This window comes from Paenibacillus cisolokensis, from assembly GCF_050481165.1.
GTDB classification, from domain to species: Bacteria; Bacillota; Bacilli; order Paenibacillales; family Paenibacillaceae; genus Paenibacillus_AH; species Paenibacillus_AH cisolokensis.
The window spans coordinates 1-24,049 of sequence record NZ_JBCNFP010000063.1; the positions used below are offsets into that span (position 1 = coordinate 1).

The 24,049-nt window shown below is 53.4% G+C and carries 19 protein-coding genes; 18 read left to right on the top strand and 1 reads right to left on the bottom strand.

Annotated elements, in window-relative coordinates; genetic code table 11:
* The 5 genes from ABEV74_RS11120 to ABEV74_RS11140 form a co-directional block, all read left to right on the top strand.
* Nucleotides 1-382, top strand: a 382-nt coding sequence (locus ABEV74_RS11120) for a sigma-70 family RNA polymerase sigma factor (RefSeq protein ID WP_430146042.1), incomplete at its 5' end; no start/stop codon positions are given.
* 217 nt (nucleotides 383-599) lie between these two features.
* Nucleotides 600-1,367, top strand: coding sequence for a class II aldolase/adducin family protein (locus tag ABEV74_RS11125; protein WP_430146044.1), 768 nt, complete (start codon nucleotides 600-602; stop codon nucleotides 1,365-1,367).
* Nucleotides 1,368-1,420: 53 nt separating this feature from the next.
* The gene (locus tag ABEV74_RS11130) at nucleotides 1,421-2,464 is read left to right on the top strand and encodes an ABC transporter substrate-binding protein (protein WP_430146141.1); all 1,044 of its coding nucleotides are present in this window, start codon (nucleotides 1,421-1,423) and stop codon (nucleotides 2,462-2,464) included.
* Nucleotides 2,465-2,631: 167 nt separating this feature from the next.
* Entirely contained in the window at nucleotides 2,632-3,816 is a 1,185-nt protein-coding gene (locus ABEV74_RS11135) for a DUF6155 family protein (RefSeq protein WP_430146046.1), read from the top strand.
* A gap of 346 nt (nucleotides 3,817-4,162) precedes the next feature.
* Nucleotides 4,163-4,309 (top strand): AraC family transcriptional regulator, encoded by a 147-nt coding sequence (locus ABEV74_RS11140; RefSeq protein ID WP_430146048.1) that lies wholly within the window; start codon nucleotides 4,163-4,165, stop codon nucleotides 4,307-4,309.
* A 101-nt stretch (nucleotides 4,310-4,410) separates the two neighbouring features.
* On the opposite strand, the gene ABEV74_RS11145 is transcribed toward ABEV74_RS11140, so the two are convergent.
* Nucleotides 4,411-5,667 carry an MFS transporter gene (locus ABEV74_RS11145; RefSeq protein ID WP_430146050.1) on the bottom strand — a complete coding sequence of 419 codons (1,257 nt, stop codon included), beginning with the start codon at nucleotides 5,665-5,667 and terminating at the stop codon, nucleotides 4,411-4,413.
* Nucleotides 5,668-6,385: 718 nt separating this feature from the next.
* Between ABEV74_RS11145 and ABEV74_RS11150 the strand changes: the two genes are divergently transcribed.
* The 13 genes from ABEV74_RS11150 to ABEV74_RS11210 all read left to right on the top strand — a co-directional run bounded on the left by ABEV74_RS11150 (nucleotide 6,386) and on the right by ABEV74_RS11210 (nucleotide 23,894).
* A complete protein-coding gene (locus ABEV74_RS11150) occupies nucleotides 6,386-7,168 on the top strand; it encodes a DUF6528 family protein (RefSeq protein ID WP_430146052.1) in 783 nt (260 codons plus the stop codon).
* A 626-nt stretch (nucleotides 7,169-7,794) separates the two neighbouring features.
* Nucleotides 7,795-9,387 (top strand): cache domain-containing sensor histidine kinase, encoded by a 1,593-nt coding sequence (locus ABEV74_RS11155; protein ID WP_430146054.1) that lies wholly within the window; start codon nucleotides 7,795-7,797, stop codon nucleotides 9,385-9,387.
* Nucleotides 9,384-11,024, top strand: a complete 1,641-nt coding sequence (locus ABEV74_RS11160) for a helix-turn-helix domain-containing protein (RefSeq protein WP_430146055.1) — start codon at nucleotides 9,384-9,386, stop codon at nucleotides 11,022-11,024. The genes ABEV74_RS11155 and ABEV74_RS11160 overlap by 4 nt, the downstream gene beginning before the upstream one ends.
* Nucleotides 11,025-11,100: 76 nt before the next feature.
* Nucleotides 11,101-12,414 (top strand): ABC transporter substrate-binding protein, encoded by a 1,314-nt coding sequence (locus ABEV74_RS11165; RefSeq protein WP_430146056.1) that lies wholly within the window; start codon nucleotides 11,101-11,103, stop codon nucleotides 12,412-12,414.
* A 92-nt stretch (nucleotides 12,415-12,506) separates the two neighbouring features.
* Nucleotides 12,507-13,352, top strand: coding sequence for a carbohydrate ABC transporter permease (locus ABEV74_RS11170; protein ID WP_430146142.1), 846 nt, complete (start codon nucleotides 12,507-12,509; stop codon nucleotides 13,350-13,352).
* 16 nt (nucleotides 13,353-13,368) lie between these two features.
* Complete coding sequence (locus ABEV74_RS11175) at nucleotides 13,369-14,184, top strand: carbohydrate ABC transporter permease (RefSeq protein WP_430146058.1); 816 nt, start codon at nucleotides 13,369-13,371, stop codon at nucleotides 14,182-14,184.
* Between the two features lie 21 nt (nucleotides 14,185-14,205).
* Nucleotides 14,206-15,666 (top strand): sulfatase family protein, encoded by a 1,461-nt coding sequence (locus ABEV74_RS11180; protein WP_430146060.1) that lies wholly within the window; start codon nucleotides 14,206-14,208, stop codon nucleotides 15,664-15,666.
* Nucleotides 15,667-16,102: 436 nt separating this feature from the next.
* A complete protein-coding gene (locus ABEV74_RS11185) occupies nucleotides 16,103-16,897 on the top strand; it encodes a DUF2935 domain-containing protein (protein ID WP_430146062.1) in 795 nt (264 codons plus the stop codon).
* A 231-nt stretch (nucleotides 16,898-17,128) separates the two neighbouring features.
* Nucleotides 17,129-19,408 (top strand): helix-turn-helix domain-containing protein, encoded by a 2,280-nt coding sequence (locus tag ABEV74_RS11190; protein ID WP_430146064.1) that lies wholly within the window; start codon nucleotides 17,129-17,131, stop codon nucleotides 19,406-19,408.
* A gap of 229 nt (nucleotides 19,409-19,637) precedes the next feature.
* Nucleotides 19,638-20,567, top strand: a complete 930-nt coding sequence (locus tag ABEV74_RS11195; RefSeq protein WP_235593425.1) for an ABC transporter permease — start codon at nucleotides 19,638-19,640, stop codon at nucleotides 20,565-20,567.
* Nucleotides 20,568-20,587: 20 nt separating this feature from the next.
* Entirely contained in the window at nucleotides 20,588-21,472 is an 885-nt protein-coding gene (locus ABEV74_RS11200; protein ID WP_062492290.1) for a carbohydrate ABC transporter permease, read from the top strand.
* 70 nt (nucleotides 21,473-21,542) lie between these two features.
* Complete coding sequence (locus tag ABEV74_RS11205; protein WP_430146066.1) at nucleotides 21,543-23,117, top strand: extracellular solute-binding protein; 1,575 nt, start codon at nucleotides 21,543-21,545, stop codon at nucleotides 23,115-23,117.
* Between the two features lie 87 nt (nucleotides 23,118-23,204).
* Nucleotides 23,205-23,894: a DUF1961 family protein gene (locus ABEV74_RS11210; RefSeq protein WP_430146068.1), complete on the top strand. Its 690-nt coding sequence runs from the start codon at nucleotides 23,205-23,207 to the stop codon at nucleotides 23,892-23,894.
* The last annotated feature ends 155 nt before the right edge of the window (nucleotides 23,895-24,049 follow it).

Consider the following 24,049-nt stretch of genomic DNA (forward strand, 5'->3'; position numbering starts at 1 on the left):
TAATGACATTTATATAGAAATTTTGATGCATTTGCGATCGCTTAAGAAAACGCGCAAGGACGTCTCGCTTCACGATCCGATTGGCACCGATAAAGAAGGAAACGAAATTACATTGATCGATATTTTGGGCTCCGAACCCGACGAAGTGGTGGAGAAGGTACAGCTTAAAATCGAGAAGAGCAAAATTTACCGCAACCTGGACATTCTCGACGAACGGGAGAAAGAGGTTGTCGTTGGCCGTTTCGGCCTGGAGCAAGGCGGCGAGGAGCGGACGCAGCGGGAAATTGCCAAACAGCTCGGCATCTCGCGCAGCTACGTATCGCGGATCGAGAAACGAGCGCTGATGAAGCTGTATCATGAGTTTTACAAGCAGAAAAAATAATAGCAGCAGCGACCGGAATCCGATGTCGAGCAACTCGGATTCCGGTTTTTTTGCATGTCAGTTGTTCGGATGTTCATTTTTTTTAATGAGAATCTTCACTTATTTGAATTTCACAAATATGGAACGCTGGGCTATCATAAGTGTTAGATAAATACATAGTAAACCCATATATATTAGATGGATTGTCGACTATTTAAAGAAAGGGAGAGAACCTATTATGGCAAAAGAGCTTCAACCGCTATACGTACAGCCGGAGTTTACAAGTATCGAGGAGGAGCGTCAACACCGGAAGGAGCGTTTGGCGGTCGCGTTCCGGCTGTTCGACCGATTCGGTTTTAACGAGGGCGTTGCCGGTCACATTACCGTGAGAGATCCGGAAAAAACGGATCACTATTGGGTCAATCCTCTTGGCGTGCATTTCAAAAAAATAAGAGTAAGCGATCTGCATTTGGTTAATCATGCCGGCGAGGTAATCGTAGGCGACCGCCCGATCAACAAAACGGCGATTGCCATTCATACGCAGATCCACCGGGCGAGGCCGGATGTCATCGCCGCCGCGCATTCGCATTCGCTTTACGGGAAGGCCTGGTCTGCCCTGGGGAGATTGCTGGACCCGTTAACGCAGGATTCATGCGTTTTTTATGAAGACCACGGCTTATACGACAACTTTGGCGGAGTCGTGCTGGATCAAAGCGAAGGCGAACGAATTGCCAAGGCGCTCGGCTCTTATAAAGCGGTTATTTTACGTAATCACGGGCTGCTGACGGTCGGAACGAGCGTCGATGAGGCGGCTTACTGGTTTATTGCGATGGATCGGGCCTGCCATGCGCAGCTTCTTGCCGAAGCGGCGGGAAATCCGAAACCGATCGATCATCAGACCGCGAAGCTTACGCATTCGCAATTGTCCAGGCCGGACAGCGGGTGGTACAATTTTCAGCCGTTATATGAAATCCTGGTCGAAGAACAGCCTGACGTGCTTCTCTGATTCCCGCTTTTTTGCATGATACCGGGATTTTATATTGGGGAGTGGAATGATTGATGAAGAGAAACCGGTTTTTACGAAAGCAGATGATAGCTTCCTTGGCGGTTGCGGCGCTTGCCGTCCTCGTTCTGGCCGCTTGCGGCGAAAAGCCGGATGATCCCGTTAACGGTACGGCTGGCGGTCAAGCGGAAAAGACTAAATCGGAAGTAAATCAAATCGACCTTTCGCAGGTTACTCTGGTGTTGGGCGATCAAGCCGGAGGGTACCGTGCGAGAGTGGAGGCGGCCAAAGTATTGGAAGGAACGCCGTACAAAATCAAGTGGGCGAATTTTCAAGGAGCCGCTCCTTTATTCGAAGCGGTAAGGTCGGGTGAAGTGGATACGGCTCCCGCCGGGGATACGCCTGTGTTGCAGGCGGCCGGTTCCAACGTGCCGATCAAAATCGTGGCTACGACGACGAACTCCAGCAAGAGCGTGGCGATTCTTGTTCCTGAAGATTCGCCGATTCAATCGATTGCCGATCTTAAAGGGAAAAACGTCGTCGTCTCTTCCGCCAAGGGCAGCATTGCCCAATATTTGCTCATCGGCGCTCTGAAAGAAGTGGGGCTTACCGTCGATGACGTAAAAATAAGCTTTGTGCTGCCGACGGATGCGCTCGCCGCGTTTACCGCCGGAAAGATCGAGGTATGGGCCACGTTCGATCCGTACAATGCCATCGCCCAAGGGCAAGGGGCGCGTGTGCTCAGGGACGGCACGGATATCAATACGGGCATCGGATTTTTGACCGCATCCGACAAAGCGCTGGCGGATCCGGGCAAAAGGGCCGCGATTCAAGATGTACTGCAACGTTTCGCCAAAGCCTGGGATTGGAGCAATCAGAACCTGGACGAGTATGCCAAGGTATACCAGAATCAAACCCGGCTGGAAGAAGACGTGGCCAAAGCCGTTGTCGGACGGGGGGAACAAAGCTTCCGTCCGGTGACCGACGACGATATCAAGAGGGTCCAGCAGGTCAGCGACATATTTTACGAGCTGCAGGTGCTTCCCGCCAAGGTCGATGTGAACCAATTCGTGGATAAAACGTTGTTTGCTCCCAAATAAACCGACATTGCGCCAAGCGAGATGCCGTAGTCTGCCGGAGACTTCCTATCACCGACAAGCGGTCGGATAGGGAGTCTTTTTTTGCGAGGAAGAATGAAATTACCGTTAGTAATGTCAACCAATTCTGTTATAATTGATTTGTTTACAATGCAAGTAGAGACTGAAAGTTGGAAAAGTTGGCAACCCCAAAAAACGATACGGAGAAGATGATGTTAATGATCTATACGTGCAAAATCGAACTGGACGAAATTAATCCGAAGATTTGGCGGGAATTTCAATTTCACCCGGATGTGACTTTTCATCAGCTGCACGAAATGATCCAGTTCATCATGGGTTGGGATAATTACCATTTGTACGAGTTTCACGTGAATGAACGAGCGATCGGGTTGCCCGATCCGACATTTTCATATATGGAAAACCGCGAGGTGCTGGATGCACGCAGAGAAACGGTTCAGAAACATGTAACCAAGGAAAATACGGTTTTTTCCTACACATACGATTTCGGCGATGATTGGCGGCACACCGTAACTGTGGTGAGGATCGATTCTTCGACAGTAATCGACCCTGTTCCGGTTTGTCTGGGAGGAGCCCGCAGTTGTCCGCCGGAAGATGTCGGTGGCGCATGGGCATACCAGCATATGTTGGAAGCGCTGTCTACTCCGAATCATCCGGAACGGGCAGAATTTACGGAGTGGCTTGGACAGGAATATGATGCCGAACGTTTTTCCTGCGATGAAGTGAACGTTATATTAAAAAAGCACAAGAACAAGCTCATTCCCAAATCGCTAATCCAACAACCTGAATTGAAAAAGCCGGTTAAACTGACCAAATCCGCTCTGAACAAGCATTTGAAACAAATGAGTCGGGACGAACTGGTTGAACTGGTCAAAGCGTGTTACGGTGCCAGCAAAGACATAGAGAAGTTTCTTGCTGTAAAAATATTGGGCGATGAAGCGGTAGAGAATTTATTTCATGAATATCGCAAAAAGATTGAGAACGAATTTTTCCCTGAACGCGGTCATGCAAAGCTTAGACTACAAGAGGCTAAAAAAGCGATTTCGGAATTTGAAAGATTGACCGGAAATGTCAAGTACAGTTTGGAATTGAAGTTAATCTATGTCGAAAGCGGCGTCTCCTTCACACTGACCTATGGCGATATAGATGAACGGTTTTATTACAGTATGGAGTCTATGTACTCCGATGTCATTAAAACCGTGAACGAGGACGAAACAGCCGGGTTGTTCGACCAATATGAGGATAGAATCAGAGCCATTGTTTCGAATACGATGGGGATCGGCTGGGGCTTCCATCACAATTTGCACGATCTTTACGTTCAATTAAGATGGATCTAAAAATGGGATAGAAGAAGGGTTTATCGAGCCTCGTGATCAGGAAGCCAAAAGAGTCCGATCTGTAAAATTGACTGGAGATTATGAGCAATTAGCACAGGAAATTCGAAAATCACCAGAAAAATTTCCGCATTTTATTAAGTGATCATCGTTAAAATCACTTCAAACAATTACGGAATCCGATATCGTGTATACTGAACTCGGGTTCCGTTTTTTTTGCATGGCGTTGTCCGACAAGGGGGTGCGCGTTTGAAGTTTCTCCGAAAATACTCCAGCTCAGTTCCCTGTTCAAGAAAGAACTGCAGGTTACGTTTACGAAATATTTGACCGACAAGCGGATAAAGCGTGCGTGCGAGCTATTGCGGAATACGGATTGTCCGATCGGCGAGGTGCCGAACGGACCGGTTATCGCGATTTATTCTATTTTGCCAAGCTGTTCAAAAAGAAGATGGGATGCACCCCTTCGGAATATTGGAACGACGCGCGGCCGGGTTGAACCGGCCGGCGTTCGGCGCCGGCATCAGTTGGATCGAACCGGTTATTTCCGGGATATGATGGATGGCGCCCCGCGTATATCGCGCGTATTCCGATATCGCTTTAGCTATCCGAATGATTCCGGCGGATATTTACCGATGATTGGGGACGGATCGGGAAGCGGGACCGGATCATCGGAAGCAGGAAGATGACAACCCCCACCCATCCGCAAATCGAAGCCGCAAACAACATGACCGAAAAAGGCAGCGTCTCGGACAGGCCGGTGCTGAGCAGCGGGCCGATCGTGCCGCGAATGCCGAACAACAGCAGGTGCAGGCCGAACACGGTCGCTTCCCGGCCGGGCGCGAGGCGGAACACATAGGCCATGATGCCGATATCCCAGATGGCGTCGCCGATCCCCTGGATGCCGCTGCCGATCAGGACGACCGGATAACTTTCGGAGAATCCGTACAGCATCGGCACGACGGCGAAAGCGGCGATGCCGTAGACGATAATTTTTTCCGGATCGAATTTGTCGATCAGAATGCCGATGACGAAATAAGCGATCAGCAAACAGGCGAAATAGGTCGTGCGTGCCATCCCGATTTCAAAAAAACTGAGCGCCAGCCGCTCTTTCTGGATAAGCTGGTAAAGCGGCTGCGAAAGAATATTGCCGAAACCGCTGAACGACGAGGCGATCAGAAAAATGACCAGCGCCCGGTTTTGCCGGGCGTATTGCCACTGTTCGCGCAGCGCCAGCCGTTTCCTGTCGCCGGATGGCTCAGCGGGAGCGACCGTTTCTTTCAACCCGAAGTAGATCAGGATCGAAAGGACGCCGGCGATGGCGGCATAGGCAAGCGGTCCGGACGAACCGTACCGGTCCGACCAGATCCCGACAAGCGAAGCGATCGGAATCATCAAGAGACCCATGAGCACCCGGACATAACCCATCAGCCTTCCGCGGTAATGGGCAGGGAAAACCCGGGTCATGAGCGAAGGGTAGGCCGGAGCCTGGATGCCCATCAGCAGATGGAAGATGAGCGCCGTGACGACAAAGACCCAGGGCGAGACAAACAAAGCCGGAAACAGGATAAGCGCCCGGCCGATCAGGTTGGGGATGATGGTAAACATTTTGGGGCTGGATTGTTCGATCCAGCCGGTCCACAGCGGCGAGAAAATAAGACCGACAGCCGGGGCGGCCGACAGAATGCCGACCTGTAAACTGTTGGCCCCGGCGTCGATCGCCATCGGAATATAAAACTGGTTGAAGACGACGTTAAACAGGCTGAACAGGCCGCTGGCCGCCAGATCGAGCTGAAAGTTTCTGGTGGCGTCCGGGGAAAGCTGCCCGCCGAACGAAAAATTGAAGTTGAACCGCATTTTGTACGAATGGCACCCTTTTTCCTATGTGTCGAAAGTCAAAAGCCGGCTTAGGCGCATAGGCAGATTATTTCTATACTGTAGATTTACACGAACGGCCCGTTCGCGCAAGTGTTTTTTTTGTTAGGTGGGTTTTGGCGCGTTTTTGGCGCTTATCCGGATAAAACCGATGGGAGAGAGGAACATGAATGAGTTGACGGGAAACCGTACCGGGCTTTTGTTTATCCATGGAGCGGGGCTGAACAGCCGAATCTGGGAAAAAGTCGTGGACGGCATCGAAACGCCGTGCCTGCTTGCACATTTCCGTTTGCGGAAGGCGGGGAAGAAAGAAAGGATTTGGCTTTGGAAGACTACGTTTCTTCGATCCGGGAGCAGGCGGAAAATGGATTGCGTCGTAGGCGGGTTCAAGCCGGAATCGGTCCGTTTATATACTGACCGGCTGGGCGCATCTTGACCCGACGTGCCGAAGTTGTATGTGCAACTGAAGATGGACAAGGAACTGGGTTCCGCTATGCAGAAAAAATGATCGGCCATCTTGCGCCGCAATACATCGAATCGCTGGACACCGGACATTTGCGATGCTGGCTGATCCGGCGGGCTTGCGCAGCGTGCTTGAAAATTTTATGAAGCGTATTCCGTAAAAATTTTTATCGATTTTGCCGACATCTGACGCGGCCGGGCTGACCGGCCCTCTTGTTTTGTCTCCGCGCGACAAGACGTGAGAATATTCGAATCGGGCTGGGGATTGCCGACGGAAGGGCGGCTGCGCTACAGCAAGTTCCAACGACAATTGGTCATGGCAGTAACGGATTCGCGAGGGCTCGCCGCCCTCATCCCGTATCCTGCGGGCAACAAGAAGCTGTGGGGAGCCAATGTCGGCGGCAATCCCCATGCGGCCGAAGTGCTGCCGAACGGCAACGTTGCGGTCGCTTCCAGCAACGGAGGATGGGTGAGAATCTATACCTCTTCCCAAGGCAGCGATTCCGCGACCTATGCCGAATACAAGCAGCCTAGCGCCCATGGCGCCTTATGGGATCCTGTCCGTGAAATATTGTGGACGATCGGAAACAGCGAAATCGCCGGCCTGAAAATTTCCGGAACGGCGGCCGCTCCCGAGATCAGCGTCCACGTCCGGCTGCAGGTGGACCGGCTGAACGGTCACGACATTCAGCCCGTCTACGGCGACGCCGACCGGTTGTGGGTCGCCTCCGGCGGCAAAGTGTACCAGTATGTGATATCGACCAATTCGCTTGACCTCGCGTATCCCGGAACCGACAAGATCAGCCGCGTCGGCGTCAAGGCGATCGGCAACCAATGGTCCGGTCAGGTGGTGCAGACCGTGACCGATGATGCCAAGACTCCGAAGGGCGGCTGCAGCACGCGGAACAATTGGTGCACGGAAAGCGTCGATTTCTTCCAGCCCGATTCGGTGCGCACCGCTCCGGGCGCGGCGTTCTACAAGGCGAGGATCATGAATCCGTTCTATGATCTGGCGAGATAGTCTGCATCGAACGCGAAGAGACCGTCCGGGCTCCGGTCAAGTCCCCATTTAGCGGACACTGAAAAATGCCCCTAGGCTACAAGCTGACGTCGGAATTCAACCGGTGTCAGCTTGTTTAGTTGTGCGCCCAGCATAGGCGTCATCTCTAGGGGGGAGTCGGACGACTGAAGGGGTCGTCTTTTGAAATCAACTCGGGTAACGGGCGAAAGCGGATGAAGACGGGGATTCTATGATCAAAGTGGGAACAGCGAAGCACCTTGGCTGTAATTTACATAGATGATAGTATAATAAACGTACAGTGAAAATGACGGCATGTGGCATCGGCGTGGTACATTTGGTGCATCTTGACGTCCGCTATGGCACAATAAAATGAATACGCTTACTTTGTGGGGGTTGCTATGGAGCATAACCATAAGCCATTCTTGAACATATTCACGCTGAATCGATGGAGTATTACTACCATTATGCACTGCTCATTTATCGCTATTGTCGGCTTTCCTGTTTTACTTACCGGTCTGTTGTCCTACCAAAGCTATAAGTCGATCCTAATCGATCAATCCACGCAGCGAACGTTGCAAACGCTAGGCCAAGTGTCGGTTGGAATTGACCGGGAAGCGAGCCAGATCATGAACACCGTCAACTATTTATACAAAGACCTTACATTGCTCTCCGCGGCCGATCGGGTTCGCCGTACAGCGGACAGGGAGGAGCCGAATTTCGCGCAAATCCGCTTGGTGCGGGATTTGGTGCAAAGTTATTTTCACTATACGACCGATTTGATCAGCGTCGTTTTCTTTTATCGGAACGGCGGCACTTTCAGCACGAATCCAGGCATTATGTATGAAGAAAAAACGTTGAGAAACTCGGTCTGGTACAATAAGACGCTGGCCGAGGAAGGAAAAATCAAGCTGTTCGGTGTTCAGCCCAATTACTTGTCGAACGTGCGGGAGAAATATTTGAATACTGCGGCCATCGCTATTCCCGAAGCGATGCGGGAACATACCGGCGTGGAAGTGATCTACTTCATTTATCGCGGCACCTTGTTTCAGCATTTGTTCGATTTGACTTCCAAGGAGCACGGAGCGTTCATCATTTTGGATACGGAAAACCGGGTCATTGCGGCGAACAGAGATACTTATATTCAAAATTGGCCGGATCAGCCCCACTATTTATATAAAACGAGCTTATCAGATTCGGGTGAATATACGGAAAGCATAGACGGGAACAAGACGTTCATCACGTTTTTCACCGCGCCGGAAACCCGTTTTAAAGTCATTCACATGATTCCTTATTCCGTTCTGACGGCCCCATTGAAGAAAGTGTTTCTTTTCACGATATTGATCGTCGCTTCTGTTATTCTGCTTTTTTTGATTGCCTCGTGGTTTTTTGCGGGGACGATCACCAAACCGATCAAGGATTTGGTGAGAGAAATGATCAACGTACGAAAAGGAACGCTTCAGTTCGAATTCCAACCGGCCGGACCTTCGGAGGTTTTTTTATTGGGCACCCGTTTTAATGCCATGCTCCGGGAAATGAATCAACTGATCAAGGAAAAGGAAGAGCAGGAGCGGGCGAAATCGATGGCAGAGCTTCGCGCACTCCAATCGCAGATCAATCCTCATTTTCTGCTGAACACGTTAAATGCGATCAAGCTGATGGCGGTCATCAGCAAAGTCCCTAACATCAGGGACATGACTGACGCGTTCATTCGCTTGTTGTCTTCCACCTTTAACCGGGGAGGCCCTCTGCATAGAGTGAAAGACGAGATTGAATATTTGAAATGTTATTTTTATATCATGAATTTCCGTTACGGTAATTACGAGGTATACTGGGACATTGATCGTCTTCTGGAAGAAAAGTACATGCTGAAGCTTTTAATTCAACCGATTGTGGAAAATGCCATCGTCCACGGACTGCAGCATAAGGAAGGGCCTGGAGTGCTGCGGGTGACAGGAACTCTGCAGGATGGCCGGCTTTTGTTCATCGTTGAAGACAACGGCATAGGCATGAATCCGGAGGAAATCGGAGAACTGCTCGCGGTTGGGGAACATTTAAGCTTCAGCAAAATGGGAATTCGCAACGTTCACCAAAGAATTCGCCTTCATTATGGAGAATCGTTCGGTTTGGAGATTTTCAGCCGAGAAGGGGAAGGAACCCGGGTAGTGGTGCGTTTGCCCGTCATTGATGAAATTACGGACGAGGAGGGGCGATCGGAATGACTGCCAGAGACGGTAATTACCATGTTTTGCTCGCAGATGACGAGCCTTTGTTCCGTTTGGCTCTCCGCACATTGCTGTCTGAAAGCGGTTTACCCTTAAAAATAGTGGGCGAGGCTTCCGACGGGCAAGAAGCTTTGCATTGGGTCCGAACGCATCGGGACTTGGACATCGTTATCGTGGATATGAAAATGCCGGGAATGAGCGGGATTGACTTTTTGAATGCGTTATCCGATTGGTCATCGACAGGTGTGCAGGACGAGCTTCCGGTGTCAATCGTTTTGAGCGCTTACCAGGATTATTCTTTGGTCAGGCAAGCCTTTTTATTGGGAGCGCTCGATTACATCGTCAAAGTCGACTTGGATAAAAGCCATGTCATTCCGGTGCTGAAGAAGGCTATCAGAGAGCTCGACAAGCGGAAAAACGGGTATCTGCTTTCAAGCGGCAGCAAATCCGAGACGAAGGATATCGTTTTGAAGCGGGTACTGGAGGACGACAGCTTCGAAGCCCTCGAAGCTTGCCGCAAGGCAACCGTATCGCTCCCTGAGCATAACAGGGCTATGGCCGTAATTCGCAGCGATGGCCATCATTCCGGACAATTGGAGCAAGGAGATTTGATCCGCCAAACTTTGGAGCAGGCGCTGCAAGCGAACGGTATTCAAACGGAAATCATCAAGAAGGAAGAAAGAGAATACGTCGTGTTTATAGGTTTTGGGCAAAACCGGAGCCTGCTTTATTGCCGCAATCGTCTGAACGAGGCGCTGGCCACAATTCAGCGGCGATTGCTGCAGTATGCCAATGTAACTGTTTCGGTAGGGGTTACCGGACCACATATTGACGTGTCTTGGGCGAATATGTACCACGAAGCGAAAAAACTAGCTGCGTTGCTCTTTTTTTGCGGTTATGGCAAAGTTTTTTACCCGGAAACGGCGAAAACCTGGCATCTCGGCCACTCGCCAACGACAGCCGGAGAAGCGGAATTTACAAGATTGGGCAAAAGCGTTTTGCATGCTTTGACTGACCCGGACCCCGATCTTTGGTGTCGGACGTTTGCGGACTGGAAGAAAGCGGGGGTGCCATGGCGGGACGAGGAGGAAATTCGTGCCCGGTTTATCGATTACGTGTGGGACATCGGTGTTATTCTCCATGGCCGGGAACGGCGTTGGGAACAATTGGAGCAGCCTTACCTGAATCCGCTTCTTTGTCTGCAGCAATGCGAGACGTTGGAACAACTGTGGAATGTGCTGGAGGAGCTGCTTCTCCGGGTTCACAAGGTGATTCACGAAACGCCGGAACAAGGAAACGGCATTCTTCAGAAAGCCAAAGCGTACATCGCCAAGCATTACAGTGAAGGGATTACTCTTACCTTGATCAGCAAGATGGTAGGGATAAGCGAAAGTCACCTCAGCAAACTGTTCGTCAAAGAAACTGGGGAAAAATTCATTGACTATTTAACGAAAATCCGCGTAAATCAAGCGATCGAATTAATGAAGACGGACATGAAGCTCTATGAAATAGCGGAAAAAGTCGGTTACCTCAATCCGGAACATTTCAGCCGCGTATTCAAGAAAACGACGGGATTGAATCCCGCGCAATATCGCGAGCAGCTGGAACAGGCACAAAAAATATCAAGAAGATAACAAAAATCATCATGTATTTAAGCTCTCTCGACTCTCAGAATAGACTACGTAGACCAAATACAAGGGAGGGTTTTGAATGAAAAAACAAGCACGGCTCATTTTTGTTCTCGTTTTGGTATTATCGCTCATCGTTACAGCTTGTTCGGGGGGGAAGTCGAATACCGGCGGCGGTCAATCGGCGGACGGCAATGCAGAACCTGACGCCAAAGGGAAAGAACCGGTAGTGGTCGAATTTGCCGCGGGGGCCGACCCAACCGGGGAGATGGTCCGGTCGATCGAACGGTTTAATCAGTCCCGCAAAGATATTCAAATCAAATATATCGAGCTGCCGCAAGTGCCGAACGAACAGCTTACGCGTTACTCGGCCTGGTTCAACAGCGGAAGCAAAACGCCCGATTTGTTCCTGATGGACGTCATTTGGCCAAAAATGTTCGCGTCCGCGGGATGGATATCGCCAATCGACGAGTACGTGGATGAGGAATATTTGAAACGGTTTTGGCCGGCTGCCGTGGAAGTAGGCAAAATAGACGGAAAGCAATACGGAATTCAATCTTGGATTGACGTGGGTATGCTCTTTTATCGCAAGGATCTGCTGGAGAAACATCAGCAGAAGGTCCCGTCCACCTGGTCCGAGATGGAGCAGGTGGCGCAAGAAATATTGAAAAAGGAACAAGATCCGAATTTGGTCGGATACGTATTCCAGGCTGCGAAAATCGAAGGCGCCACCATTAACTGGTTGGAGTTTTTGTGGGGGGCCGGGGGTGATATCTTTGATGCCGACGGTAAAATCAAGGTCGACTCGCCGAAAGGAATCGAAGCTGCGAAAACGATGCATCGGCTGGTGCACGATTCCCAAATATCTCCGCTCAGTGTAGCGGCTTCAAATCCGAACGACAACATGATTGTCTTCAGCAATGGCAACGCCATATTCATGCGCAACTGGCCCGCATTTTACGCGGCAATGAAGGACAGCAAGGTAGATGGAAAGTTCGATGTGGCGCCCCTTCCTCATACCGAAGGTTTCGAAAGTCATGCGAGCACGGGCGGATGGGTTTATGCCATCAACAGCAATTCAGAGCATAAGAAAGAAGCGGCGGAAGTGATGAAGTGGTTTTTGTCGGATAGCGAGCAAAAAGGGATCGCGATTCATGGGAGCAAAATCCCGAGCGTTAAGCAAGTGTTTACCGACCCGGAAGTCACTTCGAAACAGCCGTTGCTTGAAAAATTGCCCGAATTCCTGGAGAAAGCCAAGAGCCGTCCCGCACTGCGTGCTTACGAGCAATTCAGCCGGGCGCTGCAAACGGAAGTCAACCTGGCGATGAACGGTCAGAAGGATCCCGAGCAGGCGATGAAGGACGCTCAGAAGGAAATCGACAAGATTGAAGAGTAGGAGGGTGTCCGTTGCAGCCGATAACGCAGGCTTTGCATACCTTGATACCGGGCAGGAGAGGCAGGAGATGGAGCGACAAAACGTTGGCTTTCATGTTGATCACTCCCTCGGTGATATTCCTGTTGCTGTTTACGTTGTATCCGATTGCAAGGGTATTTTGGATGTCCCTGCACCAAATTTCGGTGACCCAGCCTTGGCTTGGAACCCCCTTTGTCGGGCTTGACAATTACAAGGAAGTGTTTCAAGATACGCGGTTTTGGCATTCCACGTGGTTTACGCTCGCCTTTGCATTGATCACGGTCGTTTTCGAGATCGTAATCGGACTTTTTCTTGCGATCATCGCCAACAAAACTTTTCCTTTCAGAGGATTGGTTCGGGCCGCCATTTTATTCCCATGGGTGCTTCCAACGGTTACCAATGCCTTAACGTGGCGATGGATGTTTAATTCGGACTACGGTTTGTTTAACGGCATGCTAATGGAATTTGGATGGATCGATAAGCCGATCAACTGGCTGGGGGATTCCAATCTGGCATTTGTCGCGGTTTGTACAGTGGCGATCTGGAAAACTTCTTCGTTTATGGCCATTATTATTTTGGGAGGACTGCAGTCCATTCCTAACGATATTTATGAAGCGGCGAATATTGACGGCGCTAACCGGCTGCAATCATTTTTCTTGCTGACGCTTCCTCTGCTGAGGAACGTGATTATGGTAGCCTTGGTGCTGCGAACGATGCACGCCCTGCAGGCTTTCGATCTCATGTTCGGACTGACTCAAGGCGGTCCGGGGAACACGACCGAATCGCTACCGATGTACATCCACAACATAGCGTTTATCGATATGGAGTGGGGTTACGGATCCGCGCTTGGCGTCATTCTGTTTATACTGATTTTCGCCATATCCGCGATTTACGTCAAATTTTTGTACGACCCGGATTAAGGAAGGAGGAACATCCGTGAAAAAATTGCTGTTTGTTATTACGGTCATCGGTACGGTTGTCCTTTCCTTTTTCCCATTATATTGGCTGTTCATCTCCTCGTTGAAGCCGAAAAACGAACTGTTCAGCATGCCGCCCAAATGGTTCACTTGGCAACCGACGCTTGAGCACTACATTGGCGCTTTCACGAAGCAGCCACTCGGGCAGTATTACGGAAACAGCTTGATCGTTGCGGCAGTAACGCTGCTGATTACTCTGACGTTCGGGTGTATGATCGCATTTGCCGTATCCAGATTGCAGTTCCCTGGGAAATCGGCAATTCTGCTGCTTGTTATCGCAACCTCCATGTTTCCGCCGATGACGATGCTGCTGCCCATTTTCGCCGGGCTGCGTGATGTCGGTTTGCTGAACACGTATTTTGGACTGGGGCTGACGCATGCCGCCTTCTCGCTGCCGATGGTCGTCTGGCTTTTGTCGGCTTTGTTTAAAGAGGTGCCGCAAGAGCTTGAAGATGCGGCCTTGATTGACGGTTACAACCGGTTTCAGGCGTTCTTGCGCATTTTGTTGCCGCTTGCGGCACCGGCCATGGCTACAGCTTCCATACTCGTATTCGTGAACAGCTGGAACGAATTTTTGTTCTCGTTCACGTTAATGCCGGAAGCGGGCAAGAGAACGCTGCCGGTCGGAATTATGATGTTCCCGGGAGAGTATGAGTTCCCTTGGTCCACGATTTCTGCGGCCATTGTCGTATCGGTTATACCGCTCGTTGCGGTCATACTGATTTTTCAAAGGAAGGTCGTTCAAGGTCTTACCAACGGAGCCGTTAAAGGATAAACAGGAAAGGGAGGAAATGGAATGCGCATATTGTTACTGGATCTTGATTCGTTAAATCCCGATCATATGAGCTGTTATGGCTATCACCGCAATACGACGCCTAACATCGACCGGATCGCGGCTGAAGGTGTGAGGTTTGAAAATTATTACACATCGGACGCTCCCTGCGCTCCCTCTCGCGCAGCATTGATGTCCGGACGGTTCGGTATTCATAACGGCATTGTCGGCCATGGCGGTACAGCCGCAGACATGCGCCGTGAAGGGATCACCCGCGGGTTTCGCGATACGTTGGCTCAGGAAAGCCTGCCTGCGTTTTTGCGGTTGGCCGGGCTGAAGACCGTTCTCTTCAGTCCGTTTGCTGAGCGGCATTCGCAGTGGACTTTTTACGCGGGATTTTCTGAGATTCACAACACCGGTAAGTGTGGCATGGAATCCGCTGAGGAAGTTACGCCGCACGTTCTGGACTGGATTGAACATCATGCGCGAAACGACAACTGGTTCCTTTATGTGAATTTCTGGGATCCGCATACGCCGTATCGGGCTCCGGAAAGCTTCGGCAATCCGTTCCGGAATGATCCGCTCCCGGCATGGATTACCGAAGAAGTGCTGGAACGGCACAAGCGAAAAGTGGGTCCGCACAGCGCGCGCGACATCAACATGTACAACAATCAAACGAATCCGCTATATCCGAGACATCCCGGGGAGATCCTCGACATGGAAGGGCTGCGGAAGATGATTGACGGTTACGATTGCGGCATCCGCTTCATGGATGACAATATCGGTCAACTGTTCGCGGCGCTGGAACAGCAAGGCGTGATGGATGATCTCGTCGTGATTGTCACCGCCGATCACGGGGAGAATCAGGGCCAGCTCGGCATCTATGGAGAACACGGCACTGCGGACAAAGGTACTTGCCGCATCCCGATGATCATCCGCTGGCCCGGAGTAACACGGCCTCACGTCGACACCGGATTGCACTATCATCTCGATTTGGGGCCTACGCTCGCCGAAATGCTGGGCCAACCGGCCTGCCCAAGCTGGGACGGGCAAAGCTACGCATCTGTTCTGACGAAAGGTGAGGACTGCGGAAGGGAGTATTTAGTCCTTTCGCAGTGCGCCCATGTATGCCAGCGCAGTGTGCGATTCGGGGATTGGCTGTATATTCGTACTTATCACGACGGATACCACCTGTTCCCCGACGAAATGCTGTACAACCTGAAAGAGGATCCCCACGAACAGCATGACGTGGCTGCCGATCATTTGCAGGTGCGCAAGGATGCGGTGTATTATTTGCAGCAATGGCACGACGAGATGATGAAGACGATGCCTTTCGATACCGATCCGCTCTGGACCGTCATGAAGGAAGGAGGCCCGTTCCATGCCAAAGGTCAATTGAAAGCGTACTGCGAATGGCTCGAACAAAGTGAACGAGGTCATGCGGTGGAAACATTAAAACGCAAGCACCCGCTGGAATTCGTATAAGTAGACTTGCGTCATCTCCGAAGCAGATCAATTGAGGGAACGTTTGCTTAGCTATAAAGAGGAATGGAACGACGGCAGGGACGAAACGGGCAAAGTGTTCTGGAGCAATTATTAAATAAAACGAAGCGGGCGGCCGGACGGCTGCCCGCTTCGTTTCGTATACGGCGAGCCCGCGATACAGGCACGTGTAGGCTGCGGCCTACATAGGATGAAGAGACTGCTGCTTCGACAGGCTGAAGAGAGCAGATGATGAGTAGTGCCGGGAAGGGGATTGCATCGTGGACAGACGTACGGTGATGCGCATTTCGATGGTGCTCTATGCGCTGTTCGTTCTCTTCGTCATTATCGCCTCCTGGATGCGCTGATGCGCAGAGGCTGTCAGTTGACAACCGTCCGAAATGGGTTACCTGCCACCAATTCATAAAGGAGGGATTCTGTGAACGACGCGCTGTTCGAGCATCGGTTCTGGCTGCAAATTATGGGCGATCACGCCCGTCTAATCCTTCATGCTTTGTCCCCCAAGGAAAGAAACGACGCCGAGCGGGCGCAGGCGTTCATCGCGCGTTTCGACGGGCTGCTCGCCGAAGCCGGACGCCCGGATGCGGTCTACCAGTTAAGCCAGCTGAACCGCAAGGCGAACGAAACGACAGAAGCGTTTCGCGCTTTCAAGCTGGATTTGCTGGAGCGGCTGCTGACAGGCAAAGTTGTGCTCGGTTTTACGCCTACGTTTCTGAACCATATGGTGAACGAGCTGGAGGAATATCTCCGCATTTTGCAGGAGCTTCTTGCCGGCAAGCCGGTGCCGAAGTTTCATCCGCTTCATCACGATGTGTTGTGGCTGCAGGACGCGATCGGCCATGCCGCATCGCTGGCCGGCGATTTCGATCTGACGGAGCAAGCTTTCATTCGCCGCAGTATGGAGTTTCAACGCCATTTCGAAAGTTTTTATTTAAAGGCGGTCGAAATGGCGGGGTTTATGCGGACCCGTCTCAAAGATTTTCCGGCGTTTCACAAATTCCACCGGGACGTCAACCTGGAGATGCGGGTGTTCATGCATTTTTTGAAAGAACTGGAAGAAATGGAACTGGGGAACGAAGTGTTGGACCGCATCGTACCGCTTATTCCCGATCATATGTACCGGGAGGAGTGCTACTATTTGACCAAGCTGGCCGAATCGGGGGCGGTGCCGATGCCGGATTGCGATCCGGCCAAGCCGCGCGTGCAAAGTTGACCGGCCGCGGCGTCAGGGGAGGGGCTTTTGCCAAAGTTGGCGAGGTCCCTTTTCGTTTTTGCATGGTCCGGACAGCCATGCAGTTCCATCCGTTTGCGAAAACGCCGGTTTTGTGGTGAAAGATGTCTGATTTTTCGCTGGAGGGGGTTTCCATATCCGGGTATAATGGTGCCACCGAAAGACCGCATACGCTTGTTTGTGTAAGCGTTATCAATAGAGAGGTGATGCCGCATGTCGCAGGTTTGGAAACGCAGAGAGCGCAAAGGGATTTTCTACCGGAAAAGCCTCATCCTGTTCCTGATTACGGCCAGCCTCCCCGGCCTTATCGTCGGGGCCAGCGTTTACGGGTTCGCCGTCGGCCAGATGGAAGAGCATCTCGGCAAGCTCCATCAGCGGCAGATCATGCAGCGGACCCGAAACATCGACGATCAGCTGCAGTATCTGGAGCTCGGTCTTGCGCACTGGGCGTTCGACCATCAATTCGGACCGGGGCTGCGTCAGCTTGATTTCGTTTATTATTTCCAGCAGACCTGGGACATCGGCAAGACGCTTGTCGTGCTGCAGGGCTCTCATCCGTTGATCAAAGACGCGGAACTGTATGTCGAACGGGAATCGGATCAGCCGGTGCTGTTCCGTCCGGGTTATTACGAGCTGAACGACGAAGCGGCGATCTCATCCTACAAGAGCAGGCTTGCCGATCCGCGAACGGTCTATTGGGACGTCCGGAACGGCCAGTTGATGCTGGTGCACAAGGTGCCGGGCGACAGCACGGCGCCGTTCGGCGCGCTGCTCTTGACGGTCAAGCGGGAAAAGCTGCTGAATCTGATGCGGACGCTCACGCCGTATCATGAAGGGTTTACGATGCTGCTCGACAGCGAGGGACATGTGCTGCTGTCCGACAGCCCCGAGACCGAAACGAACGAACGGCTTCGCGATGCCGTCGCCGCGCGGGAAGATAAGACGGGCACGTTCGTGTTCGAGGACGACGGCGTCGCCTATTCGGTGTCTTACGGTACGATGCAGCGCGTCCAGACGGAGTGGACGTTCGTGTCCGCCGCGCCGCTGACCGAGATCGTCTCGCCGGTCGTCGTCACGTCCCGGATTCTGATCAACGTAAGCATGATCGGCCTGCTGGCTGCGCTGGGGCTGTCGTGGTTCGCCTCGAACCGGATTTATTCCCCGGTCGCCCGGCTGATCAAGCTGTTCTCGTCGGAGAAAGCGGGGGACGAGGAGGCGCTGCGGCTCAACGAGTTTCAATATTTGGAGCGGCGCTGGACGCATATCACCCGGGAAAGCCATCAGCTTCAGGAACGGTTGAACCGGCAGCTGCCCTATTTGCGGACCGGATTTTTGCAGCAGCTTCTGCAAGGGCATCTGTACGGATATTCGGAGGAAGAGCTGAGAGAGCGGCTGCAGCGCTACGGCTGGCATGTCGAAGGCCACCGGTTCTGCATGCTGCATATCCAGCTGACCGGCTACGGAAGCGTCTCCGACCGGTTCTCGGGAGACGAAAGCCTCGTTTCCTTCACGGCGGCGAACATTATGGAGGAGCTGGCGCGGGAGAGGTTCGGCCAGTTCGGCGTCATCCCGTTCTACAATTTGTCCATCGGCCTGCTGGTGACGATGCCGGACGAGCCGGACAACGGCGGACGGCTGCATGCGCTGGCCGAAGAGCTGACGCTCGCCGTGAACCGCATCCTTCGGATGCAGTTGACCGTCACGATCGGCAAGCCGGCCGCCATGGTCAAGGATGTGCCGGCTCTGTTCGCGGAAATGGTGCGGGCTTCGGGCTTTCGCATCTTCGGCGACCAGAACCAGCTGATCGACCTCGTAAGCGGAGAGCGGCAGCCCGGAGGCGAGAAGGCGAAATATCCGTTCGCGCTCGAGCAGGAGATCGTCCAATCGCTCCGCATGGGAAGATATCAGGAAGCGGGCCGGGCCGTGCGCGCCTTCCTGGAGGAGATGCTGTCGCACCGCGGAACGGAATACGATGTGAAGCAGGGGATGCTGCAACTGCTCGCCGGCATCCGCCATATGATCCTGGAAGCCGGTCTCGAAAGCGAAGCCATGACCGAAGGGGAAGACTGGTTCGAGCAGCTGCTCCGAATGCGCGAACCCGGAAAGATGGTGCGCTGGATCGAGACGCATGTCATCGCCTCGTACGCGCGCGCCGCGGAGGCAAGAGCGAAAGCGCAGCAGAAGCGGATGGTCGAGCGGACAATCGAGTATATGCACGCGCACTATATGCGGGATATTTCGCTGGAGGCGTGCGCCGATCTGGCCGGTACGACGCCCTATACGCTGAGCAAGCTGTTCAAGCAGACGACGGGCGTCAACTTTATCGATTATTTGACGGATATCCGGATCGGGAAGGCAAAGGCGCTGCTTCGCGAGTCCGACAAAAAAATTACCGACATTGCGGAGGAGGTCGGTTACCAGCCGGGCTATTTCAACCGTATCTTCAAAAAGCATGTCGGCGTGCCGCCGGGCAAATTCCGCGAAATGGCGTAGCGCAATAAAGTGACATCCGGCCAAAAAAGTGCATCGCTTCCGGAAAAGCCTTGCGGCGCAAGGCTTTTTTAAATGCAAAAATGTGAAATTGAAATCGCTTTCGCGAGAGGCGATAGTAGAGCTGTGCGCAACCGAAACGGCAACGGCGCCGAATCGGCTTGCGGCTCATGCAAGGAAGCGAATTTTCGCGGGAAAGGAGCGAAATCGTTTGTCACATCCGCAGCCGACGCTGTCCGCGAACCGCGGGGCCAAAACGAAAAGAAGCTGGGTTGGCCGAATGAAGAAGGACCGCTGGTTGTACCTGCTGCTGCTGCCCGGTCTGCTATATTTTCTCGTCTTCAAATATTTGCCGATGTGGGGAGTTCTGATCGCCTTTCAAAATTACTCGCCGTTTCTCGGTTTCTGGAACAGCCCCTGGGTCGGACTCGGCCATTTTCAGACCTTTTTCACGAACCCCGACTTTTTCCGGCTGCTGCGCAACACGTTCATACTGGCGGTATACGATCTGGTCTTTTTCTTCCCGGCTCCGATTATTGCGGCGCTGCTGCTGAACGAAATCCGGGTCGGCATTTTCAAGCGGCTCGTTCAGACGTTCATCTACATCCCGCACTTCATTTCGATGGTCATCGTCGCGAGCATGACGTACGTGCTGCTGACGACGGGCGGCGTCCTGCAGGAGCTGATCATGCAGCTGACCGGCCACCGGATCAACATGCTGTCCGACCCGGATTGGTTTCGGCCGCTCATCATTTTGCAGATCATGTGGAAAGAAACGGGTTGGGGAACGATCATCTTTCTGGCGGCGCTCGCTTCGGTCGATGTCGAGCAATACGAAGCGGCCGTCGTCGACGGGGCCAGCCGTTTCCAGCGGCTTCTGCATATTACGCTGCCGGCGATCACGGGCACGATCGTCATCCTGCTCATTCTGCGTCTCGGCAATTTCCTGGACAATGGATTCGAGCAAATCTTTCTGATGACGAATTCGCTGAACCGCACCGTCGCCGACGTCTTCGATACGTACGTCTATTTCGTCGGCATTACGCAAGGGGCGTTCAGCTACAGCACCGCGATCGGGCTGTTCAAATCGCTTGTCGGCATCGTCCTCGTGTACGGGAGCAACTGGCTTGCCAAGCGGTTCGGGCAGGAAGGGCTTTATTAGACCGGAAAGGAGGAAGGCGAGTGCTTTCCAAATACGATACATTGGGCGAGAAAACGTTCGACGTTCTGAACTATTTGGTACTGGCGCTGTTCGCGGCGGTTACCGTGCTGCCGTTCGTCTATATTATCGCCGGTTCGTTCGCAACCGAGGTCGAGCTGATGGAGCGCAAGTTTTTCCTGTTTCCCCGCGATCCGTCGCTCAGCGCGTACTATTATATTTTTTCGTCCGCCACGCTATTTCGCAGCATTGGAATATCCGTCTTCATCACCGTATTCGGCACGCTGACGAATCTTGCCTTTACCTTATCGATGGCGTACGCGCTGTCGCGCAAAGACCTGATCGGACGCAACGCGGTGCTGAATCTCGTTATTTTCTCGATGTTGTTCAGCGGCGGCATGATTCCCGGCTATCTTGTCGTGAAGGAGCTCGGTCTGCTCGACAATTATTTGGCGGTCATTTTGCCGGGGGCGATCAGCGCGTTCAACCTGATCATTATCAAAAATTTTTTTCAGCAGCTGCCTGCCGGTCTGGAGGAGTCGGCCCGCATCGACGGCTGCACCGACATTGGGGTACTGTGGCGCATCGTCCTGCCGCTGTCCAAGCCGGTCATCGCCACGTTCGGACTGTTTTACGCGGTCGGCCATTGGAACAACTTTTTCTCGGCGCTCCTGTATTTAAACGACCATACGATGTGGCCCCTGCAGGTGCTGCTTCGCGAAATCGTTATGCTGTCGCAGCTGGCCGTCGGCGATATGTCCGCAATGGATCCGAACTTCGTCGAGCCTCCGGAGCAATCGATCAAGATGGCGGTCATCGTGGTCGGCACCGTTCCGATTCTGCTCGTCTATCCGTTCTTGCAGAAGCATTTTGCGAAGGGCGTGCTGCTCGGTTCGGTCAAAGGCTAGATGTCAAAGGCTAGATGCGCCGTCAAGCGGCGATCTATATAAAATCAAGCGAAAAGAGGGAGGACAATCGATGAAAGGATACGGGAAAAGGGGAAGCAACTTGGCCGCGCTTCTGCTCGCGGCGGCGATGCTGTTGTCGCTGCTGTCGGCCTGCGCCGGCGGCAAGACGGATGATCCGGGAGGGGAGCCGGCGGCGCAGAACGGCGGATCGTCCGGGCAGCCGCCGGAACAGAGCAAGGAGGAGCCGCCGCTCGATCTGACGATTATGGTTCCGGCGTTCAATACGGAGCTTCCGGGCGAAGACAGTCCGGTGCTGAAGGCGCTGGAAGCGTATACGAACACGAACATTACGATGCAATTCGTGCCGAACAGCTCCTACCCCGACAAAATGAACATTACGCTCGCTTCGGGACAGCTGCCGCATATTATGGTCGCCGACCGCGCTTCGGCCAGCTTCATCAATGCGGCGCGAAACGGCGCGTTCTGGGAGCTTGGGCCGTATTTGAAAGACTATCCGAACCTCAGCCAGGCGAATCCGATCGTGCTGAACAATTCCTCGATCGACGGGAAAACGTACGGGATTTACCGGGGACGGGTGCTTGGCCGGATGGGCGTGACGCTGAACGCCGACTGGATGAAGAAGCTTGGGCTCGAGCCGCCGAAGACGATCGACGAATTCTACAACATCCTGAAGGCGTTCAAGGAAGACGATCCGGACGGCAACGGCAAGGACGATACGTACGGCATCGTCGTGACGAAGTATGCGGGCCCCTGGGACATTATGCAGGTATGGTTCGGCGCGCCGAATAAATGGGGAGAAGGTGCGGACGGCCGGCTCGTCCCGACCCATATGACGCCGGAGTACAAGGAAGCGCTGAAATTTTTCCGCAAGCTGTATGAGGAAGGGCTCGTGAACGAGGACTTTGCCGTCATGGACTCGGCCGTCTGGAACGATCCGTTCGTGAACGGCCAGGCCGGTGCGTTCGTCGACGTGGCGGACAACGCGCGGCGGCTGGACGGCGCGATGCAGGAGAAGTACGGGAAGCGCGACGAGCCGTATACGGCCGTCTATCAGGCGCCGGCCGGGCCGAAAGGACAGCGCGACATGCCGACTTCGGGATATTCCGGCGTACTGGCCGTATCCAAATCGGCGGTCAAAAACGAGGAGCAGCTGAAGCGGGTGCTGGACTTCCTCGACAAACTGAACGACGTCGAGATGCAGACGCTGCTCAGCTACGGCGTCGAGGGGCGGCATTACGAGATGAACGGCGATTATATCAAGGTGCTGACGACGCCCGACAACGTGGGGCTGGTCAGCGAACTCGAATCGATGAACCAGATGCTGATGTTTATCGGTCCGGAGATGCCGACGCTCGAGCCGACGGCGATCAATACGATGGTCGACGAGGTGCAGAAGGCGAACGAGGCGATCGTCGTCGCCAACCCGGCCGAGCCGCTTATCTCCGAAGTCTACGCGCAGAAAGGCCAGCAGCTCGACAATATCGTCGCCGACGCGCGCATCAAGTATATTGTCGGGCAGATCGACGACCAGGGACTGCTGGACGCGGAGAACCTGTGGCTGAAATCCGGCGGGCAGGAGTATATCGACGAAATCAATAAGCTGTACGAAGCGGCCAAGCAATGAAGTGTCCGGCGGTTTCGGGACTGTAACTGTACTCGAGCTTAGAAAGGCGGATGCAGGTATGAAGATTTTGGCGGGCATGGAGGGCACATGGGCGGGATAGCGTTTGAGATGGGCGATTTGATCTATAAAAACGCGTTGGCGTCCGAACGAGATACGGAGCGGTTCGTCATGGAAGGGGACGGGGCGGCGACGTTTCCGCTCGGCCGCATGCGGCTGGAGAGCGTGCGCGAGCCGTCGGAAGGCCAGACTGCCAACATCGTCTTCTGGTGTCCGGAGTCGTTCCCGGACGGCGTCGCGATCAGCTGGAGCTTTCGACCGATTCGGGAACCGGGGCTCGCGATTTTGTTCTTCGCCGCGCGGGGGCGCGGCGGGGAGCATGTGCTCGACCCGGCGTTGGCGGCGCGCTGCGGACCGTACGAGCAGTATCATCACGGAGATATCGACGCCTATCACGTCTCGTATTTCCGGCGTATGTATGCTTCGGAGAGGCGCTTCCGGACATGCAATCTGCGCAAGAGCTACGGCTTTCATCTCGTCGCCCAGGGGGCGGATCCGATTCCTTCGGTTGCGGACTGCGATTCGCCGTACCGGCTGCAGTTGATCAAATGCGGGAAGGACATCCGCTTCTCCATTGACGGGCTGACGATCTTTCACTATGCGGATGATGAATCGTTCGGGCCGGTATGGGGCGGCGGCAGTATCGGGTTCCGGCAGATGGCGCCGCTTATTGCGGAATATTCGGACTTGCAGGTGCACCGCGTACGCCGGTGCGAATAGCATACGGACCGCATCCGCCGGTGCGAATGGCAGAAGCGCCGCGCCGCCGGTGCGAATAGCAGGTGCACCGCGTACGCCGGTGCGAATGGCATACGGACAGCATCCGCCGGTGCGAGTAGCAGGCGCGCCGCATCCGTCGGTGCAAATGGCGTAAG

What these genes read in the sequence shown, in the direction of transcription:
- ABEV74_RS11210 (WP_430146068.1), top strand. Translation starts at nt 23,205, where the DNA reads ATGGGCGGGATAGCGTTTGAGATGGGCGATTTGATCTATAAAAACGCG.
- ABEV74_RS11190 (WP_430146064.1), top strand. Translation starts at nt 17,129, where the DNA reads ATGTCGCAGGTTTGGAAACGCAGAGAGCGCAAAGGGATTTTCTACCGG.
- ABEV74_RS11145 (WP_430146050.1), bottom strand. Translation starts at nt 5,667, where the DNA reads ATGCGGTTCAACTTCAATTTTTCGTTCGGCGGGCAGCTTTCCCCGGAC.
- ABEV74_RS11125 (WP_430146044.1), top strand. Translation starts at nt 600, where the DNA reads ATGGCAAAAGAGCTTCAACCGCTATACGTACAGCCGGAGTTTACAAGT.
- ABEV74_RS11165 (WP_430146056.1), top strand. Translation starts at nt 11,101, where the DNA reads ATGAAAAAACAAGCACGGCTCATTTTTGTTCTCGTTTTGGTATTATCG.
- ABEV74_RS11155 (WP_430146054.1), top strand. Translation starts at nt 7,795, where the DNA reads ATGAACACCGTCAACTATTTATACAAAGACCTTACATTGCTCTCCGCG.
- ABEV74_RS11170 (WP_430146142.1), top strand. Translation starts at nt 12,507, where the DNA reads ATGTTGATCACTCCCTCGGTGATATTCCTGTTGCTGTTTACGTTGTAT.
- ABEV74_RS11205 (WP_430146066.1), top strand. Translation starts at nt 21,543, where the DNA reads ATGAAAGGATACGGGAAAAGGGGAAGCAACTTGGCCGCGCTTCTGCTC.
- ABEV74_RS11180 (WP_430146060.1), top strand. Translation starts at nt 14,206, where the DNA reads ATGCGCATATTGTTACTGGATCTTGATTCGTTAAATCCCGATCATATG.
- ABEV74_RS11160 (WP_430146055.1), top strand. Translation starts at nt 9,384, where the DNA reads ATGACTGCCAGAGACGGTAATTACCATGTTTTGCTCGCAGATGACGAG.
- ABEV74_RS11130 (WP_430146141.1), top strand. Translation starts at nt 1,421, where the DNA reads ATGAAGAGAAACCGGTTTTTACGAAAGCAGATGATAGCTTCCTTGGCG.